Source organism: Bradyrhizobium macuxiense, from assembly GCF_007993935.1.
In the GTDB taxonomy this organism is placed as follows: domain Bacteria; phylum Pseudomonadota; class Alphaproteobacteria; order Rhizobiales; family Xanthobacteraceae; genus Bradyrhizobium; species Bradyrhizobium macuxiense_A.
Genome location: NZ_VITY01000009.1, coordinates 349770 through 367990, shown reverse-complemented (window position 1 = coordinate 367990; position 18221 = coordinate 349770). Strand labels below are relative to the sequence as shown.

General features: G+C 64.4%; 17 protein-coding genes. 4 read left to right on the top strand and 13 right to left on the bottom strand.

The window, feature by feature from the left end:
* Positions 1 to 34 precede the first annotated feature (34 nt).
* Positions 35 to 955 carry a LysR family transcriptional regulator gene (locus tag FBZ93_RS24840; RefSeq protein ID WP_146989304.1) on the top strand — a complete coding sequence of 307 codons (921 nt, stop codon included), beginning with the start codon at positions 35 to 37 and terminating at the stop codon, positions 953 to 955.
* A gap of 25 nt (positions 956 to 980) precedes the next feature.
* On the opposite strand, the gene FBZ93_RS24835 is transcribed toward FBZ93_RS24840, so the two are convergent.
* The 12 genes from FBZ93_RS24835 to FBZ93_RS24780 all read right to left on the bottom strand — a co-directional run bounded on the left by FBZ93_RS24835 (position 981) and on the right by FBZ93_RS24780 (position 13267).
* Entirely contained in the window at positions 981 to 1757 is a 777-nt protein-coding gene (locus tag FBZ93_RS24835) for an esterase/lipase family protein (RefSeq protein ID WP_146989302.1), read from the bottom strand.
* A gap of 67 nt (positions 1758 to 1824) precedes the next feature.
* Positions 1825 to 2616 (bottom strand): SDR family NAD(P)-dependent oxidoreductase, encoded by a 792-nt coding sequence (locus tag FBZ93_RS24830; protein ID WP_246667633.1) that lies wholly within the window; start codon positions 2614 to 2616, stop codon positions 1825 to 1827.
* Positions 2613 to 2930 carry a hypothetical protein gene (locus FBZ93_RS24825; RefSeq protein WP_146989298.1) on the bottom strand — a complete coding sequence of 106 codons (318 nt, stop codon included), beginning with the start codon at positions 2928 to 2930 and terminating at the stop codon, positions 2613 to 2615. The genes FBZ93_RS24830 and FBZ93_RS24825 overlap by 4 nt, the downstream gene beginning before the upstream one ends.
* Before the next feature lie 11 nt (positions 2931 to 2941).
* Positions 2942 to 3526 (bottom strand): adenylate kinase, encoded by a 585-nt coding sequence (locus FBZ93_RS24820; RefSeq protein ID WP_146989433.1) that lies wholly within the window; start codon positions 3524 to 3526, stop codon positions 2942 to 2944.
* 103 nt (positions 3527 to 3629) lie between these two features.
* A complete protein-coding gene (locus FBZ93_RS24815) occupies positions 3630 to 4967 on the bottom strand; it encodes an MFS transporter (RefSeq protein WP_146989297.1) in 1338 nt (445 codons plus the stop codon).
* 97 nt (positions 4968 to 5064) lie between these two features.
* On the bottom strand, positions 5065 to 6612 hold the full coding sequence (locus tag FBZ93_RS24810; RefSeq protein ID WP_246667632.1) for a WS/DGAT/MGAT family O-acyltransferase: 1548 nt from the start codon (positions 6610 to 6612) through the stop codon (positions 5065 to 5067).
* Positions 6613 to 6783: 171 nt separating this feature from the next.
* Positions 6784 to 8493: a long-chain-fatty-acid--CoA ligase gene (locus FBZ93_RS24805; protein ID WP_146989295.1), complete on the bottom strand. Its 1710-nt coding sequence runs from the start codon at positions 8491 to 8493 to the stop codon at positions 6784 to 6786.
* Between the two features lie 28 nt (positions 8494 to 8521).
* Positions 8522 to 9289: an SDR family oxidoreductase gene (locus tag FBZ93_RS24800; RefSeq protein ID WP_146989293.1), complete on the bottom strand. Its 768-nt coding sequence runs from the start codon at positions 9287 to 9289 to the stop codon at positions 8522 to 8524.
* Between the two features lie 39 nt (positions 9290 to 9328).
* Positions 9329 to 9769, bottom strand: a complete 441-nt coding sequence (gene phaP, locus FBZ93_RS24795) for a phasin family protein (RefSeq protein WP_246667631.1) — start codon at positions 9767 to 9769, stop codon at positions 9329 to 9331.
* 60 nt (positions 9770 to 9829) lie between these two features.
* On the bottom strand, positions 9830 to 10639 hold the full coding sequence (locus FBZ93_RS24790; protein ID WP_146989292.1) for an esterase/lipase family protein: 810 nt from the start codon (positions 10637 to 10639) through the stop codon (positions 9830 to 9832).
* 180 nt (positions 10640 to 10819) lie between these two features.
* A complete protein-coding gene (locus FBZ93_RS24785) occupies positions 10820 to 11902 on the bottom strand; it encodes an AraC family transcriptional regulator (protein ID WP_246667630.1) in 1083 nt (360 codons plus the stop codon).
* Positions 11903 to 12202: 300 nt separating this feature from the next.
* The gene (locus FBZ93_RS24780) at positions 12203 to 13267 is read right to left on the bottom strand and encodes an AraC family transcriptional regulator (RefSeq protein ID WP_208764053.1); all 1065 of its coding nucleotides are present in this window, start codon (positions 13265 to 13267) and stop codon (positions 12203 to 12205) included.
* A gap of 265 nt (positions 13268 to 13532) precedes the next feature.
* On the opposite strand from FBZ93_RS24780, the gene FBZ93_RS24775 reads away from it, so the two are divergent.
* The 3 genes from FBZ93_RS24775 (at position 13533) to FBZ93_RS24765 (ending at position 16613) form a co-directional block, all read left to right on the top strand.
* The gene (locus FBZ93_RS24775; protein ID WP_146989288.1) at positions 13533 to 14291 is read left to right on the top strand and encodes an acetoacetate decarboxylase; all 759 of its coding nucleotides are present in this window, start codon (positions 13533 to 13535) and stop codon (positions 14289 to 14291) included.
* 21 nt (positions 14292 to 14312) lie between these two features.
* Positions 14313 to 15287, top strand: coding sequence for a 3-hydroxyacyl-CoA dehydrogenase NAD-binding domain-containing protein (locus FBZ93_RS24770; RefSeq protein ID WP_146989286.1), 975 nt, complete (start codon positions 14313 to 14315; stop codon positions 15285 to 15287).
* A 126-nt stretch (positions 15288 to 15413) separates the two neighbouring features.
* Positions 15414 to 16613 carry a CaiB/BaiF CoA transferase family protein gene (locus FBZ93_RS24765; protein WP_146989284.1) on the top strand — a complete coding sequence of 400 codons (1200 nt, stop codon included), beginning with the start codon at positions 15414 to 15416 and terminating at the stop codon, positions 16611 to 16613.
* A 379-nt stretch (positions 16614 to 16992) separates the two neighbouring features.
* On the opposite strand, the gene FBZ93_RS24760 is transcribed toward FBZ93_RS24765, so the two are convergent.
* Positions 16993 to 18066: an AraC family transcriptional regulator gene (locus FBZ93_RS24760; RefSeq protein WP_208764052.1), complete on the bottom strand. Its 1074-nt coding sequence runs from the start codon at positions 18064 to 18066 to the stop codon at positions 16993 to 16995.
* Positions 18067 to 18221 lie beyond the last annotated feature (155 nt).

Genomic DNA, 18221 nt, shown 5'->3' with positions numbered 1-18221 from the left:
CGTTGCATTGCTTGCAATGATCCGGGCTGTGCCGATGAACGCCAAACTCGAGCCGCGCCGATTGCACTATTTCATGGAGGTGCTCAATAGCGGCTCCGTGCGCGGCGCCGCGGGCGCCCTCGGCATGGATGCCTCGGCGGTCAGCCGGGCGCTGAGCTTGCTCGAGCAGGAGTATGGTGCGCGCCTGCTCGAAAGGCGGGGCCGCGGCGTTGCGCCGACCGACGCCGGCCAACTGCTGGCCGCCTACCTGCACCGCCAGCAGAGCGAACGGCAGGCACTGCTTGCGCAGATGGACAGCATCCGCAAGGTCGAGACGGGTCACATCGACGTCGTGACGGGTGAAGGCTATGTCGACTGGCTGGCCAAGACCAGCCTGTGCCGCTTCATGCAAGCGCACCCGAAGATCACGATCAGCCTCGATATCGGGAGCACCGACGAGATCGTCCAGCAGGTCGTGAGCGAACGCGCCCATATCGGCGTCCTCTTCAATCCGCCCCGCGACGATCGGCTGTGCTCGCATCATTCGCAGCCGCATCCGATCAAGGCAATGGTGCCGCGCGGACATCCGCTGATCCAGCTCGGTCGGCCGCTCAGGCTTGCCGACCTCGCGCCATATCCGGGAGCCGCGATGCATCCGAACTACGGCCTGCGCCAGCACATCCAGGCCGCCGAGATCAGCGAAGGCGTCCGCCTCAATTTCGCATTCACGACCGCCTCATTCGACGCGCTTGCCCATTACGTGACCGCGGGCCTCGGCTATGCGCTGGTCTCGCGCCTCGCAATGACGGAAGCAGATGCCGCAAAGGTGACGGCGCTGCCGTTGAGGAACGCCCTGCTCCATCGCGGCCGCACCCATGTGGTGTCACGCCAGGGACGCACGTTGCCGCCCGCCGCGATGAAGCTGCTGCGGATGATGGTCGGCGAGATGCGCGCACCGGCAAGCGGCGCGCGATAGATCGGCAAACGCGCACTCACGAGATCTAGTCGCGACGCGTCGTTGCAGGGAACCAGATCGCAACTTGCGGCGCCGGACGAAACGGCTTCCAGGTGCCGGGCGGTTGGGCGAGGCGATCGGCAATCACCCAAAGCGCCGGTGCGTGAAAGCCAAGACCGATATGCGTCGTGTTCACCTCGATGTTTTCGCGCTGCTCGCCGTCCGGCTCCAAACAGGCGCGCCACGCCACCACGCCGTCGGTGCGGGTGTAGATCGATGTCGCCGGCACCGGAATCGGTTGCGCCAGGCGGCTGATCCGCGCGAGTGTCGGCGGTTCGTATTTCTGTCCGGTCAGAAGCCGCCAGATCGTGCGGACATTGCTCGCGCCCGGTGCTGCGAACGGACTGCCGAGCGTGATGACCGTGCGCACCGACGCAGGAGTCTGCCGCGCGACCTCGCGGGCAATGATGCCGCCGCGGCTCCAACCAACCAGGCTGACCTTCGAACCGCTCTGCTGTTCGATCTCGACGACGCGCGCCGCCACCGCGGACAGATCCGCATCCGGCGCACGCACATTGCGGCCGCGGCCCCATCCATGGACCTGATAGCCGAGAAACTCGAGGAACGAGCGAATGGCGAGCGTCGACCGGTCATCGGCCCCCAATCCCGGCAGGACCATCACCGGGTGCGACTGTCCTCGCGGCGCGGTCGCCAGAAGCGGAGCCGCGACGGCGAGCAGCGCAGGAATATCGAGCAAGCCACGCCCCTCGGCGGCAAGCAAAGCGAGCGAAGGTGGTTTGACGGTGCGCTCCTCAGGTCCCATGACGAATATCCGTTGTTGATGGCCAGAACTGCGCTCCGGGCCGGGGATGCAAGCAAGCAGGCCGCCCTCAGCCCGGTGTTGCGGCCTTTCCAAACACGCCGCCGATCGCCCGCAACAGCCAGCTCGGCTGATACTTGATCCATTGGACCGCGAGTTCGTTGGCAAGTCCTGCGACATGGACCGGCTTTCCCGCCATGCACGCCCGAAAGCCTTCCAGCGCGACGGTCTTCGCATCCATGATCATCATGCTCGGCATGTTGCCGAGATTTGTGCCATGGACCATTCCGGTGTCCGTCACCCCGGGGCACAGCGTCGTGAGCGTGATCTTGCTGCCGCTCAATTCCTGCGACAATGCCTCGCCGAACGAGAGCACATAGGCCTTCGATGCGGCATAGACCGCAAGGTTGGGCACCGGCATGAATGCCGCGACCGAGGCAACGTTCAGGATCCGCCCGCTGTTTCGCTCGAGCATCGGCGCGAGGAAGAGGCGGGTCAACGCCGTCATGGCCACGATGTTGACCTGCAGTAGCCGCAACTGGTCCTCGAGGCCGATTGCGCCGAAGCGTCCTTCGAACAGCAGGCCGGCATTATTCACGAGGAGGTCGACCCGCACGCCGGCGTCGTTCAGCGAATCGAACACCGCCTGCGGCGCCAGCGGTTCGCTCAGATCGGCGGCGACAATGGTCACCCTGGTGCCGTGATCGGCCTTGAGCTCGCGGGCAAGGTCCTGCAGCTTGTCGCGGCTGCGCGCCAGCAGTACGAGGCTGAAGCGGTGAGCCGCGAGCACGCGCGCGAGCTCGAGCCCGATACCGCCCGACGCGCCGGTCACGAGCGCGCATTGACCTTCATTTGCGCTCATCGACATAAGGTCGTTCCTTTCGCTGCCAGGACAGATCCGCGCGATCGGCGAAGGACGCGGGCAAGAATCTTGCCGCGCACCAGACGGCGGTGGTCGCGATGGGCCGGATCGGCCGGCGTGCCGGCGTTCCTTCGATCAACGGCATATTTGCACGAGAACCGTTCGATCGCCCGCAATAGCGCCTGAGCTTGCTCGAATTGATCGGCCGTTTCCTTCACCTCGCCCAGCGACTTGCGCAGCGGCTCAAGCACCTCGATCCGGACGGAATGGCCGGACGGTCCGGATTGCGGGTCGAGACTTCGCGTGGCCGGCATCACATCTCCGATCAAACTTGCACGATCGCCCTCAAGACGTCAGAGGCCACGACCTCGACCGGCTGCAACCCGTCGACGCTCCTGAGCAGGTTCCGCGAGCGATAATAGTCGACCAGCGGCGCCGTCTGTTCGTTGTAGGCGTCGATACGTGCCTTGAGCGTTTCATGATTGTCGTCGGCGCGCGCCGCGGCGCCCTGCTCGCGCGTTTCGCGGGCCCTTTGCTCGATGCGATCCAGCAACACCGTTTCATCCGCCTTGAGCTCAACGACATGGTCGAGCGTGAGGCCCTCGGTATCGAGCAGGTCGTCGAAGCTGACCGCCTGAGCGATCGTCCGCGGGAAGCCGTCGAGCACAAAGCCGCGCTCGGTGTCCGGTTGCGAGATGCGTTCGATCACCGCGGCGATGACGAGCTGATCCGGCACGAGCCCGCCGTTCGCCATCGTTTCCCTGACTTTCCGGCCGATGCAGGTTTCCGCATCGACCGCGGCGCGCAGCATATCTCCGGTGGAGAGATGCGGGATGCCGTACTCCTCAACGAGGCGCCGCGCCTGCGTACCCTTGCCTGCGCCAGGCGGCCCCAGCAGAACAATCCTCATCGCTTGCGTCCCGATACTCGTATCATCGCCAACGGCATTGCGGCGGCCGCCAGCAGCGGGAGACCCGTCTCCGCCGCGTTGGCCGGCCTCGCCGGAGCTCTTGTCACGCCATCGCCAATCGCGCACTCGGCGCAGGCCGCACCGACAGCAGCAACAGCAATCCGGACAGCAGGTAGAGCGCCATCACGAAGTACATGCTGTAGATGTTGTCGCCGGTGCTGCGCACGATCAGGCCGTTGATCGTGGGACTGATCGCCGGACCGAGGTTTCCGAGGCTGCTGATCAGCGCAAGCCCGCCGGCGGCCGCGCCGGTGGAGAGATATTCGCTGGTCAACGCGAAGAACAGCGGCGTCGCCGACGCAATTCCGATCACGGCAAAGGACAGCGCAAGGATCGATCCGACCAGGTTCCCCTGGAGCAGCGTCGTGATGAGCAGGCCGAGAGCAGCGATGCCGACGCAGGCGGCATAATGCCATCGCCGCTCGTGCCATTTGTCCGAATGGCGGCCGATCAGGATCATGCCGATCACTCCTGCCGCATTCGGGATCGCGGCATATACGCCAACGAGAAACAGATCCTTGATGCCCCAGCTCTGGATCAGGGTCGGCAGCCAGAACACCATCGTGTAGGTCGCGCCGAGCAGCAGCAGATAGACGAACGAGAGCACATAGACCTTGGGGTCCTTCAGCATCTGCCCGAACGTCCCCGAGGGCTCGCTCTCGACATCCTTCTCATCGTGCTGGAAGGACTCCGCGAGCAGGGCTTTCTCATCCTTCGACAGCCAAGCAGCCTGTTCGGGCTTGTCCTCAAGCAGGACATAGACGAGGACACCGAGGATCAGCGCCGGCAGTCCCTGCACCAGGAACAGCCACTGCCAGCCATGAAGGCCGCCGGCACCGTCGAAGTATTTCAGGATCGAGCCGCATAGCGGACCGGCGATCACCGACACGATTGTTGTCGCCGACATGAAGGTCGCGATCACCTGTCCTCGACGCACCGAGGGATACCAGTAGGTGAAATAGAGAATGACGCCGGGAAAGAAGCCGGCCTCGAACACGCCGAGCAGGAACCGCACCAGATAGAACTGGAACGGCGTCGACACGAACATCATGGCTGTTGCCGCCAGCCCCCACAGCAGCATGATCCGCAACAGCGTCTTGCGGGCGCCGATCCTCTCCAGGAGCAGATTGCTCGGCACCTCGAACAGGAAATAGCCGACAAAGAAGATACCCGCGCCAAGGCCGTATACCGCCTCGTCGAACGGCAGGGTCTGCTTCATCTGCAGCTGCGCATAGCCGATATTGATGCGGTCGAGATAGGCGATCATATAGGCGATCAGCAACAGCGGGATCAGGCGCCAATCGATCTTCGAGAACAGCGATTTATGCGCAGGGCTCTCCAGGAGAGACAGCAATCCCTTGCTCGCAGCGGACGGGTGCATTCCGGTTTCCTCCAAATGTTCTTCAATTTCGAGACCCGAAGGCGATCCGGCCGCGCCGCGACCGCCGGGGACGTGATTGCCCAACCCGCCGGGCTTGCTAGCCGGCCCGGCTCGCCTTGTCGTTTGCGGCAACCGGCGCGGTCTCATCCGGCTGAATGACCGTCACCGAAGCTGCCGCCGCGGATTTGACCTTCGATTGATCGGCACCCGGCGTCTTCAACTCGACGATCTCGACCTGCGGCAGGGCCTCGATTTCGCGCAGCGCCGCCCGCAGATGCTCGATCATCTCGTAGGACTCGTCCTGCGACAGCACCCGTCGGCACGCGGTCAGGCCGAACTCGAGCAGGCCGGCGTAGCTGTGCACCGTGATGTTCAACGCGCTGCCGTGATAGGGGATCGAGACCGGGAAATAGTGCACCATCCGGGCGCCCGCCATGTAGAGATGCTGCCCCGGTCCCGGCACGTTGGAGATCAGCACGTTGCCAGCCGCCGGCAGGCGGCTTGCAAGATTGGAGCGGCCGAGCAGCGAAGCGAGTCCGGTCATCAGCCACGGCGAACCCGTGATCGGCACATCGACACCGAGCACCGGCTTGAGCTCGCGCACCACCGCCTTGGCCGCCTCGGACGAGGCATGGATCGCCTTGAAGCGGGTCGGCAGATCGTCGATATCGGTCGCCAGGTCAACGCGCACCGCCGAGACCTGGTTGTTCATCGCCTTGTCGCCCTCGGCGCGCAGGCTGACCGGTACCATCGCGATCAGCGCTTCCTTGGGCAGCAGACCGCGCTCGGTGAGAAAGCGTTGCAGCGCGATGCTGCACATCGCCATGACGATGGTGTTGACTGTGCCGCCGACGCGTCTGCCCAGGGCCTTGATGTCGGCGAGCGGCAACGTCATGGTGCTATAGGAGCGCTGGTTGGTGATGGAATCGTTGAACACGGTCTTCGGCGCCAGGCCGAGACTGAGCGAGCGCTCCCCCTTCTGCGACCGCTGGCTGGCCATCACGCTCGCAGCGGTGCCGAGCGCCTTGGCGGCCGTCGGAAGCAGTTCCGCGAGCTTGCGATACTGCTGGGCGGCGTTGTTGGCCGCCGCCTGCAACAGCTCGGTTACACCGAGCTGGTATTGCGCAGCGGCGCGCTTGCGCCGCGGCGGCGGCACTTCGCGCATCGTGGGCGTGACGTCATAAAGCACCTTGGCGAGCTCGACGCCGGCTTTGCCGTCGACCCCGCTGTGATGGGCCTTGGTGTAGAATGCGACCTGCCCGTTCTCGAGGCCGTCGATGACATACATCTCCCAGAGCGGACGGCTGCGGTCGAGCAGCGAGGCGTGCAACCGCGCGACGAGCTGCTCGAGCTGTGCCATCGTCCCCGGGCGCCGCAAGGTGACGGTACGCACGTGGTAATCGAGTTCGATATCGTCATCCTCGATCCAGACCGGCTCGGCGAGCTGGAACGGCATCTGCGCCAGCTTGCGGTTCAGCAACGCCGAGAGATGCAGCCGCTTGCCGAGCATCTCCTTGACGTCCTCGTAGTAGTCGCCCTGGTAGCCCTCGGGAAGATCGAAGATCATCAGGCTGCCGACATGCATCGGCGTTTCCGGTGTTTCGAGATGCAGGAACGATGCATCCATGCTGCTGAGTTGGTCCATGCTTTCCTCCCGTGACGCTGTGACGGCAATCGCCGCAGCTGACGACCTTTGCCCAAGCCTTGCGGGCCGCGGTCATCGCATTCCTGTCAGGGCCCGATACCGGCGAACGGGGTTCGAGGGTGGGCTTCTCCCTCGGCCGCTCCCCGCATCGGCCGGCTCACGCAGGCGATCTCATGCCTGCGCCTGGGCCTTGCGTTCCTCCTCGTCGTAAAGCTCCTTCTTCGAGAGCTTGCCGACCGCGGTTTTCGGCAGCTCGGCGCGGATCTCGAGCGCGTGCACCATCTCGTGCTTGCCCAGCTTGTCCTTTAGAAACGTCTGCAGCTCTTCGAGCTTGAACGGCTTGGCATCCGCCTTCAGCTTGACGAAGGCCTTCGGCGACTGGCCGCGATACTCGTCGCGGATGCCGATCACGGCGACCTCCTCGACCGCCGGATATTTGTAGATCGCCTCTTCGAGGACACGCGGATAGACGTTGAATCCGCTGCACAGGAGCATGTCCTTGGTGCGGTCCACGATGAAGATGAATCCGTCTTCATCCATGTAGCCGACATCGCCGGTGCGCAGAAACCCGTCTGATGTCGTGACCTCGGCCGTCGCGTCCGGCTTATTCCAGTAGCCCTTCATCACATTGGGGCCACTGATGCAGATTTCGCCGCGCTCGCCGAGCGGGACGTAGCTGCTGCTGTTGTCGACATCGAGGAACTTGATCACGATCCCGGGCATCGGCATGCCGCAGGAGCCGGCCTTGCGCGTCGCTCCCGGCTGCGCCGGCGTGAAGGTTCCACTCGGCGAGGTCTCGGTCATGCCCCAGCCCTCGCTCAGGCTGCAGCCGGTGATCGACGCGAACTGCTGCGCCACCTCGAGCGGCAGCGGCGCGCCGCCGGACCCGCAATATTTGAGCGTGCGCAGGCTGTGCTTCGGCGTCTCAGGATGGTTGATCAGCGCGGTGAACATCGTCGGCACCCCGCAGAAGACGCTGACCGATTTCGTCGAGATTTCCTCGAGCGCGGCCTTCGGATCGAAGCGGACATGCTGGATGATCTCGGCGCCCATCAGGACGCCGAACAGCACATTCACGGACAGCGCGTAGATGTGGAACGGTGGCAGAACGGCCAGGAAACGCTCCTGCCCATCCACCAGCACCGGTGGCGAGCCCGCCGTTGTGGCCCGGTACTGCTGGCACGCACTGGTCAGGTTGGCGTGCGTGAGCATCGCGCCTTTCGGCAGCCCCGTGGTGCCGCCGGTATATTGCAGAACGGCGATCGTCTCGCGCGGATCGGCGATCGGATAGGTCTCGCAGGCGCCGTCATTGTGGATCAGCTGACCAAAGCTGACGTGATGATCATCCCAGGCGACTTCGCTCAGTTGCTTGGCCGCCTTCATCTCGTTGATGACGGCGTCGGGATCGGCCGTGATCTCACCAAGCGAACCGACCACGAGCTTCTTCAATCTCGTCTTGCCGAGCATCGCCGCCATCTGCGGATAGAGCGCAGCCATGTCGAGGGTGATCAGGATATCGGTGCGGCTGTCCTCGATCTTGTGTTCAAGCACCTTGGCGGCGTCGAGCGGCGAGTAATTGACCGCCGTGCCGCCGGCCTTGAGGATGCCGAAGAACGCAATGATGTAATGCGGCGTGTTGGGCAGATAGAGGCCGACATGGACGCCCGGCTTCACGCCGAGCAGCTGCAGGCCCTTGGCCACGCGATCGGTGAGCCGCCCGAGCTCGGCATAGCTGATCCGCTTGCCCAGGAAATCGATGGCAGGACGCATCGGCCATTTGGCAACGGCCTCGTCGAGAATCCCCTGCACCGGTCCGGGAGCGATCTTGATATCCCAGTGCACGCCGTCGGGATAGGATCGGATCCAGGGCATGTCGTTCATGAGATCTCTCCCTCTATGGTCTCTCAGGTCAGACGGCCGTGACGCCGCCATCGACCGCAATGGTCTGGCCGGTGATGAATGCACACGCATCGGAGGCAAGCAGCGCGGCGACGCCCTTGAGATCTTCGGGGCCGCCTTCGCGGTTCATCGGCGCCATGTGCGCGGTCGCACTCTGATCGAGTTGCGCGGTCATCTTGGTCGGGAAATAGCCCGGCGCGATCGCATTGACGTTGATGCCGAGCGGCGCCCATTCATTCGCCAGCGTGCGGGTCAGGTTGACGACGGCGCCCTTGCTGGCGTTGTAGGCCAGCGTCGGCGTGCCTTCCGGATAGCAGCCGGTCAGTCCCTGGATCGAGGCGATGTTGATCACCTTGCCGCTCCGCCGCGGCACCATGCAGCGGCGGCCGACCTCCTGCGTGGCGATGAAGATCGCGGTCACGTTCAGGTTGATCACCTTGTTCCAGCCGTCGAGCGCGTGCTCGATCGTCGGCGCGCCCCATGAAGTGCCGGCATTGTTGACCAGGATGTCGATCGGGCCGAGCGCGGCCACGACCTGCTCGACCATCGGCGGGATCGTCTCCAGCCTGCCCATGTCGCAAACCACCGGCAGCGCCTCGATCCCCAGCCCTTTCAGGTGCGCGGCCGCGGTCTCGAGCTCGTCGTGCTTGCGAGCGGTGATCGCGACCTTTGCGCCGAGCTCGCCCAGCACCTCGGCGATCTGAAGACCAAGGCCTCTCGATCCGCCCGTCACGAGCGCGACGCGGCCGGTCAGGTCCTGCAACTTGGCCAGGCTCATGGCATCCTCCGGTGGGTTGGCTCCTCGCGCGCACAGGCGCTACTTCGGCTGCAGCAGCTTCTGAAGGTTCGCGAAATTCTCCTGCATGCGGTCCTGCATGACTTTCCAGGCGTTGTTGCGCGCCTGCGCCTCCAGCTGCGACAGCTCGCGGAAGTTCGCGACCGCCTTCTCGACCTGCTGCTTGGCGTTCTCCGCCTGCTTGGTCATGGCTTCGCCGCTCGCGAGGTCCTTCATCCCCGCCTGCCACTGCGCGAGCGTTTCCTGCAGGATCTCGTTGCGTCGGCTGACCATCGCCTGGATGCCTTCATAGGCCTGCCGGTTCGCTTCCGCCAACGCCTCTATGTCCTTGCGCTGCCACTCGATCAGCGCGGCGATGTCGATCCCGGGCAGCGTGAACCGCTCGGCCATTTTCTTCAGGTCCCCGAGCCAGGGCATCGCGCCCATGCTCATTGCGTCGGATTGGCTGTCATCGGTCCCCATCGATGTCCTCCTTCTGGTATTTGGCTGCTGGCGGCGAAACGCCGTCCGGTGGGCTGCGCGTCAGGCCGCGGACGCGCGCGGCCAAAACAGAGACGGGCTGTCCTCGGTACGATCAGGATCGGGATAAACCAAGCCGCGAAGACCGCTGCGGTCGAATGGCGACCAAGCATCCTCCGGCAGCGCGAGCCGATCAGCGATCGCATAGAGCACGGCCGGATTGTGTCCGAGCCCGCAATGACTGCCTTCGACCTCGATGTTCTGCGTCCTGTCGGCATGCTGCTCGCGGCAGCCCCACCATGAGACGATGCCGTCGGTGCGCGAGTAGATCGCCGTGCTCGGCACCGGCGGCGGCAGCTTCATCGTATCCCGATCGGGCCAGTCGTCGACACGGCGTTCGCTCAGGGCTTCATAGAGACGCCACGCATTGCTCGCCTTCGGCTCGTTGGCGAACGGGCTGCCGAGCGTGATCACCTGACGCACCAGCTCGGGCGTACGCCGCGCAATCTCGCGCGCAAAGACCCCGCCGAGGCTCCATCCGATCAGGCTGACCTTGCGCTGGTATCGCTCGGCGAGCTCGGCCAGCCTTGCGTCCATGGCGGCCTCGACGCCGGGTCGCGGTCCGCGATTGGGCCCGAGCTTCCAGCCATGCACCGCATAGCCTTGCGCCTTCAGGTAGGCGCGCAGCGGTCGCGTGGAGATATCGCTCGCGGAGAGCCCCGGTAGTACGAGTACCGGATGTCCATCGCCGCGCGGCGCGCGCCGAAGCAGCGGATAGCTTGCGAAGAATGCCTGCAGCTCCCAGATTCCCCGCACCTCGAGCGCGAGCAGGAGTTGCGACGGCGGCGCGGAACGGTCGACGGCCGTTTTCATGTCAGAAATGTCCCCTCCCGGATCGCGTGGAGTGTCCCCACGACCCGTCATTTTTGATCGCTGCCGTGCTTCGCGAGCGGCTCCATATCAATCCGACCGCGCAGCCGTGCATTCTTTTGGTCTCAAAACGCTATCGGGCAGGTCAGATGGGTAAAAGGTGCAATTGGCCCGCTTGAGCGGTTAGTTTGGGACATCCGCCAATGATTCCTGCACGCGTGCTGCGAGGCTCGATGCCCGGCCGTTGCGGAAGTCCGACGGGCTCTTGCCGGTCCAGCGGACGAAGGCGTGGCGGAAATTCGCCGCGTCGCTGTAGTCCAGCCGCGCCGCGATCTCGTCATTGGTCATTTGGGTGTTGCGCAGATAGCCGAGCGCGAGCTGCATGCGGACCTCGGAGACGATCTGCCGGTACGTCTGCTGCTGCAGCTGCAGCCTGCGGCGGAATGTCCGCGGATGAATCGCGAGCTCCGCCGCCATTGCCTCGATGCTCGGAAAGCGGCCGGGATGTTCGAGCAGCCGTCGTCTGATGTCGGCGGCGAGGCCATCGTCACGCCGGATCCGATCAAGATGCTGATGGCAGATTCGGCCCGCCATTGCCCTGGTCATCTCGTCGGGGCGGGCCGCCGGATGGTCGATCCAGGCCGTGTCGAACTCCATCACGTTCTTGCACTGGCCGAACTCGACCGGACACTGAAAGATGCGATCGTAGGTTTTGGCGTGGGGCGGCGTCGTGTAGGCGGCGCTGAGCTTCGAGAAGCGGAACGAGCCGCCATAGATGTCTCGGCTCAGCGTCTGATAGGCCGCAAAGGCGAACTCAAGCGCGAATCGATAGACGTCATGAGCCGGATCGCGAGAGAGCAGAGGGTCGAACAGGCAGCTCACCGTGTCGTCCTTGCGGGCAAAGTCGATGTCGGCGACTGTACCCAGAACGCGGCCGTACTTGGCCGCGAAGTCAATGACTTCGGCGCGGGTCGGGCTGCTCAGCATGGCATAACCATACATGCCGTAAGCCAGGACATGCATTCGTGCGCCGGCACGAAACGCGATCGCCGGATCGCGCGACAACCGCATCGCATTGCGAAACACGGTCTCGACCTGCCGATAGGAGACGCGCACGGACGAATCCCTGAGGTCGGCACTCCTCAAATCGGCGCCGCCGAGCGTGCGCGACGCGGAGATCCCATCCTCGGACAGGACATCCACCACCGCAGCGATCCGTTGCGGCGAATAGAGACACTGCAGGAGATTTGGTGACGGGTGATACACGAGCTTCCTCGTCCGCCTTCGGCGTCTGCTTGCCAGCCCCGCAATCCGGTTCCTCGCTACGTCCGGGAGGCTAGTAAGCCGGACCGGGCAGCGGAAGGTTCGATTGGTCGTATTTGAAGGTGAATTCCGGACAGGAGCGGCCAAAAGAAAGACCGCCGAGGGAGGGCGGTCCAAGTAGGGAGAACGCGATCGCGAGCGCAACCACGGCACCGAGCATAAGCGCGCCTTGGCGGCACAAAAGGTTCGATTGAGCCAATTTGGCGGTGAACTACGGACAGAGCTACCCTGGATATGCCCGGGTTACAGCCCCTCGTCGCTTCGGAACTCGGATGGATTCCTGCCGGTCCAGCGCAAGAAGGCGTGGCGGAAATTGGCCGCGTCGCTGTAGCCCAGCCGGCTCGCGATCTCCTCATTGGTCATGCGCGTCTTGCGCAGATACTCGATCGCAAGCCGCATGCGCACCTCCGCAAGCAGATCGCGATATGAGGTCCCCTCCGCCTCGAGCCTGCGCCGCAGCGCCCGGGGATAGATGTCGAGCTGCTCGGCGATCGCCTCGATACTCGGATAGCGACCCGGCTGCTCGATCAAGAGCCGGCGGATATCTGCGGCGACACCGCCAGCGCGATTGACCTCGCCGAGTATCTCCTCGCACATCTCCCGCGCCATGGCGTGGGTTCGCGGATCCGCCAGCGCCCGCGGACCGTCATTGCGCGCATATTCGTATCCGCAATGCAGTTGATTGAAGAGCACCGGACATTGAAAAAGGCTTTGATACGCTGCAGTGGACGGCGGCGGCGCATAGTCGAGCAGCACGCGCGAAAACCCGAAGCTCGGACCGGAGCGGTCGCGAATGGTGGTCAGATGCGCGGCCAGCGCGAACTCCACCGCGAAGCGATGCACGCTCTCGGTCGGATTCGGCCAGTGCATGGGCTGGAAGGTTCCCACCACCCTCTCACCATTGTAGGAGAGACCAAAATCGCAGAACGGCCCCACCACGCGGATGTATCGCGCCGCGAAGTCGCGCGCCTCCGCGTGCGTTGCGCTGCTCAGCAGCGCGTATCCGTACATGCCATAGGCGGTGACATGCATTCGCGCCCCCGAGTGCAGCGCAATAGCGGGGTCCTTTGCCAGCCGCAGTGCATTCCGGATCACCGTGTCGAGCTGCCGATACGATATTCGCGTCGTATGGGATTCGAGCTGGGCGATGCCAAGCCTGGTCCCCTCAAGGACCATTGATGGATCAATGCCCTGCCCGCCAAGCTCGGCCGCAATCGCCGCGATCGAATGCGGCGGGAAGATACGCTGCGAAAAACCGGCTGACGTTCGACTTTGCGGTTCGCTTACCTGCGGCTCTTGCCTGGTCATGACGACCGCTTGCCCCCTGGCATTCCGCAGGCTCCTCCCCTGCTATTGATCGACCATTCCGAGCGTAAGCCCGATCGCGTGCGCGACGCAATGATCGGATCGTGCGGACCGTACGCGCCGCCTTCCGCGTCCGGAAGTCACCCGGTCGGCGGTCCAATCGCACCTTTCTCCGTTTCGCAAGATCGCTAGGCTCGCGATGCCTTGCGCGACGACCGGCATGCAGCCGGAGGCGTGCATTGACCAACCGTTATCAAGGGAGGAGCGGATGCGACGGGAAGACGTTCTCAAGCAGCTGACGACGCCGATCGGCGCGCCGGCATTTCCCCGCGGACCGTTTCGTTTCACCAACCGCGAATACCTGAACATCCTGTATCGCACCGACATCGAAGCGTTGCGCGCCGTGGTTCCCGAACCGCTTGAGATCGACGACCCGCTGGTCCGCTGGGAGATCATGCGGATGCCCGACACCTCTGGCCTCGGCGACTACACCGAATGCGGCCAGGCGGTCCAGGTGCGCTTCGGCGACGAGAAGGGTGAGTACCTTCACGCGATGTATCTCGACAATTTGCCGGCGCTGGCGTCCGGCCGCGAAATCAGCGGCTACCCAAAGGTGATCGGCAAGCCGAAGCTCTACGTCGATTCCGACACCCTGGTGGGCACGATGGATTACGGCACGCTGCGGGTTGCGACCGCGACGATGGGCTACAAGCACCGTGCCTTGGACCTCGAGAAGGCAAAGGCCGAGATCTGCGTGCCGACCTTCATGCTGAAAATCCTGTGGACCTATGACAGCCCGAAGCCGGCGGGCGAGCCACGCATCTGCGAGCTGCTGCGCTCCGAAATCACCGACATCACCGTCAAGGGCGCATGGACCGGCCCGGCGCGGCTCGAGCTGTTCGCCCACGCATTGGCACCGATGGCCGACTTTCCGGTGCGCGAGATCGTCGCGTGCAGCCACATCATGACCGACCTGACGCTGTCCCGCGCCAAGCGCTGCCACAACTATCTCGATCAACCGCGCTGAGCGGGCACTCCGGAGGAAACCATGCCATCATCCGCAGATCGTGCCGTCGTGCTCAACCGATATCGCAATGTGTGCGTGATCGGAGCCGGCGTCATCGGATCGTCTTGGGCAGCGCTATTTCTCGCGCACGGGCTCAACGTCGTGATCAACGACCCGCAGCCCGACATCGAGGCCGTCGTCAAGGCCGCGCTGATCAAGATCGCACCGACGCTGCTGAAGCTTGGTCTGCCGCATGAGGGTTTGGAGCGCAACCTGCGCTTCGAGCCGGATCTGACGCGCGCCGTCGCCGGCGCCGACCTCGTGCAGGAGAACGGTCCGGAGAAGCCCGAATGGAAACAGCAGGTCTGGGCGCGGATCGAGGCTGCGGTGCCGAAACATGCGCTGCTGCTGTCATCCAGCTCGGCGCGGCCCGCCACAGAGCAAGCACAAGAGATGAAGGATGCGAGCCGGCTGCTGGTCGGCCATCCCTTCAATCCGCCGCATCTCATACCATTGGTCGAGGTCGTTCCCGGCGACCGGACCGATCCGGCAGCGACCGCCGACGCCGTGGCGTTCTATGAGGCGCTCGGCAAGGTGCCGCGCGTGCTCAAGAAGGAGATCCAGGGTTTTGTCGCCAACCGGCTGCAGCGCGCGATCATGCGCGAGGCCTGCTATCTCGTGCAGGAGGGCGTCGTCACGGTCGACGAGTTGGACGATATCGTCACCAGCTCGATCGGCCTGCGCTGGGCCGTGAACGGGCCGTTCAGCTCGTTCCACATGGGCGGCGGACCGAACGGGCTCGAATCGTTCTTCCAGCACCTCGGCAAGAACATGGCCGCGTCATTCAAGATGATTCCGCAAGTCGACCTCGACGAGGCGCTGCAGCGCCGGATCATCGACCAGGCCGCCGCATCGTTCGGCAGGACACCGATCCCGCAGATGGAGCGTGCGCGAGACGACACCCAGGTGGCGCTGCTGCACGTGCTGGCCGCACGCAACGGAAGGGATCGCACATAACCGGCTCGCCTCGGGCTGCATGCAATCGCAGGCCCAGGGAGGCTATTTCGAGACAAGGTCATCCGGTCGGTGAAGACCCGACGAGCCTGGGATGATCCCAAAGCAATCAAGCGGAGACGGACTCATATGAGCATCTTCGAGGGTTTGAAGGTCATCGACTGCGGCAGCTTCATCGCCGCCCCGACCGCGGCAACGCTGTTGGGAGACTTCGGCGCCGACGTGATCAAGATCGAACCGCCCGGCGCAGGCGACGCGTTCCGTCAGGTACCTAAGCTGCCGGGCATGCCGAGGTCCGATCAGCCCTATGGCTGGCTGCTCGACAACCGCAACAAGCGCGGCCTCGCGCTCGATCTGTCAAAACCCGAAGGCCAGGCGGTGCTGCACCGCCTCGCCTCGACCGCGGACGTGTTCATCACGAACTATCCTCTCGCCGTCCGCAGGAAGCTTGCGATCGGCTACGAGCGGCTCGCCGCGATGAACGATCGACTGATCTACGCATCCTTCACCGGATATGGCGAAACCGGCGACGAGGCGGGAAAACCGGGTTTCGATGTCACTGCCTACTGGGCGCGTTCGGGACTGATGGACATGGTGCGGAGTGACGCCAGCACGCCACCTGCACGGGCGCTCGCCGGCATGGGCGATCATCCGTCCGGCGTTTCGCTGTTCGCGGCGGTCGCGGTGGCGCTGTATCAGCGCGAGCGTACCGGCCGCGGCACCCAGGTCGGCTCCTCGCTGCTCGCCAACGGCGTCTGGTCGAACGGCATCATGGCGCAGGCCGCGCTGTGCGGGGCGACCTTCACGCCACGACCGCCGCGCGAGAACCTGTTCAATGCGCTCGGCTGCTACTACCGCTGTCGCGACGGCCGCTGGCTGCTGCTCGCGATCGTCAACGAGCAGCGCGACTTTCCGACCGTGGCGAAATGCCTTGGCCTCGACCATCTGCTCGAAGACCCCAGATTTGCCAAGCAGGCCGACCGGTTCGCGCGCTCGGCGGAACTGATCGCGCTGTTCGATGCGGCCTTCGCAACGCGCGACCGCGACGAGTGGCGCGCGCGGCTCGATGAGGCAGGCATCGTCTTCGAATGCGTTGCCGAGATGGGCGACCTGTCCGCCGACCGGCAAATGCTGGCGGCCGGCGTGCTGGTGCCGTTCGAGGACGACGGAATGTTGACCATCGACAGCCCGTTCTTTGTCGACGGCGCGGCCAAGGTGAAGCCGCGCAAGGCACCCGCGGTCGGCGAACACAGCACAGAGATATTGCGTGAGGCTGGCTACGATGACGCGGCCATCACCGGGATGCGCGAAAGCAAGATCCTGGCATGACACGCTGACCGTCGGGCGATGCCTGACAGGTTCATGGCGCGCGCGAGAAAGGCCGCGCCCTCGGTTGAGGTGCGCGGCCAGTCTCGAGGCCCGAACCGGGGGCACCACAGCGGCGGTGCGGCGCAGCTGAGGTTCGGAAGGCGCCTCCGAGAGGAATCAGCTAGAGCCTGAGGTGCGCCAAAGCCGGTCGATGGATCGCCTTACCGCGCGTCGCCCCACACATCTCAACCCCTTGACCAACCATTGCGTTTCCGGTCGATAGCCAGTCTATGCACGGAGTTCGCCCGCGAGGAGGTTCGACGAGGCCAGTTCGGAGGTGACTTATGGACAGCCGCGATGACGAACGATCAAGCGCCGTGCCGCACTGCCCTCGCGGCCTTCACATCGGCGAAGATACCCGGAAATCGGATGGGCTCTTGCCGGTCCAACGGATAAAGGCATGCCTGAAGTTGGCGGCGTCGCTATAGCCCAGCCGGCTCGCGATTTCCTCGTTGGTCATCGCGGTCTTGCGCAGGTATTCGATCGCAAGGCGCGTCCGCACTTCGGCCAGGAGCTCGCGATACGATGTATCCTCGGCCTCGAGCTTCCGCCGTAGCGCCCGGGGATGCATCGAAAGCCTCTCGGCGATCGCCTCGATGTTCGGATATCTGCCGGGCTGCTCGATCAGCACGCGCCGGACATCCACCGCGATCCCGCCCGCCTGGTTGACCTCGGACAACACCTGCTCGCACATCTCGCGCGCCATCCCGTGGGTGCGGGAGTCCGCCAGCGCCACCGGACCATCGGCCTGCGACAGCTCATACCTGTATTCATTGCCCCGCTGCTGAAACAGCACCGGGCAGTCGAAGATTGCCTGATAGGCACCAGCATGCGCCGGTTCGCCATAGGCAACGGAAATCTGCGAAAAGCGGAACGATTCGCCCGCCAGATCCTTCATGGTCGTCAAATGCGACGACAGCGCGAACTCGGCCGCGAAGCGATGCACGTCCTGCGTCGGATTCGGCCAATGCAGCGGCTCGAACGCGCAGACGACAGCCGCGCCGTCATACGAATATTTCGCATCGCAAAGCGGGCCGACGACCCGGAGATATCGATTGGCGAAGGTCCGCACATCGTCATAGGTCGCGCTGCTCAGCAATGCATACCCGTACATTCCATGCGCCGTCACACGCATCCGCTGTCCGGCGCGAAGCGCAACCGTCGGGTCGTTCGACAGCCGCAGCGCATTGCGAACCACAACGTCGATCTGCCGGTAAGAGATACGCGTCGTGTGCGCTTCGAGCTTGTCCTCGGTCAGGCCCGTGCCTGCCAGCGCCACGGACGATCGGACGTCCAGCCTGCCAAGCTCGGCAATGATGGCCGCAATCAACTGCGCCGAATAGACATACTGGTCGAAATCCGGCGGCAATTGGCATGCAGGCATGGCGTCTTGCGGGCGCCCTCCAGCGCTCATGGTCGTCCTCCTCCTAATGTAGAGTCTAGCTCCAAATCGAAATCATTCGCAATGCTGGCGGCAGCCAACGGGCCTCCGCTATCCCCAACCTCGGGGGAGCGCGGCCACAGGGCCGTGCCCGCGGCTCGAGCTCGTTCTCGGATGCTCCGCTGCAG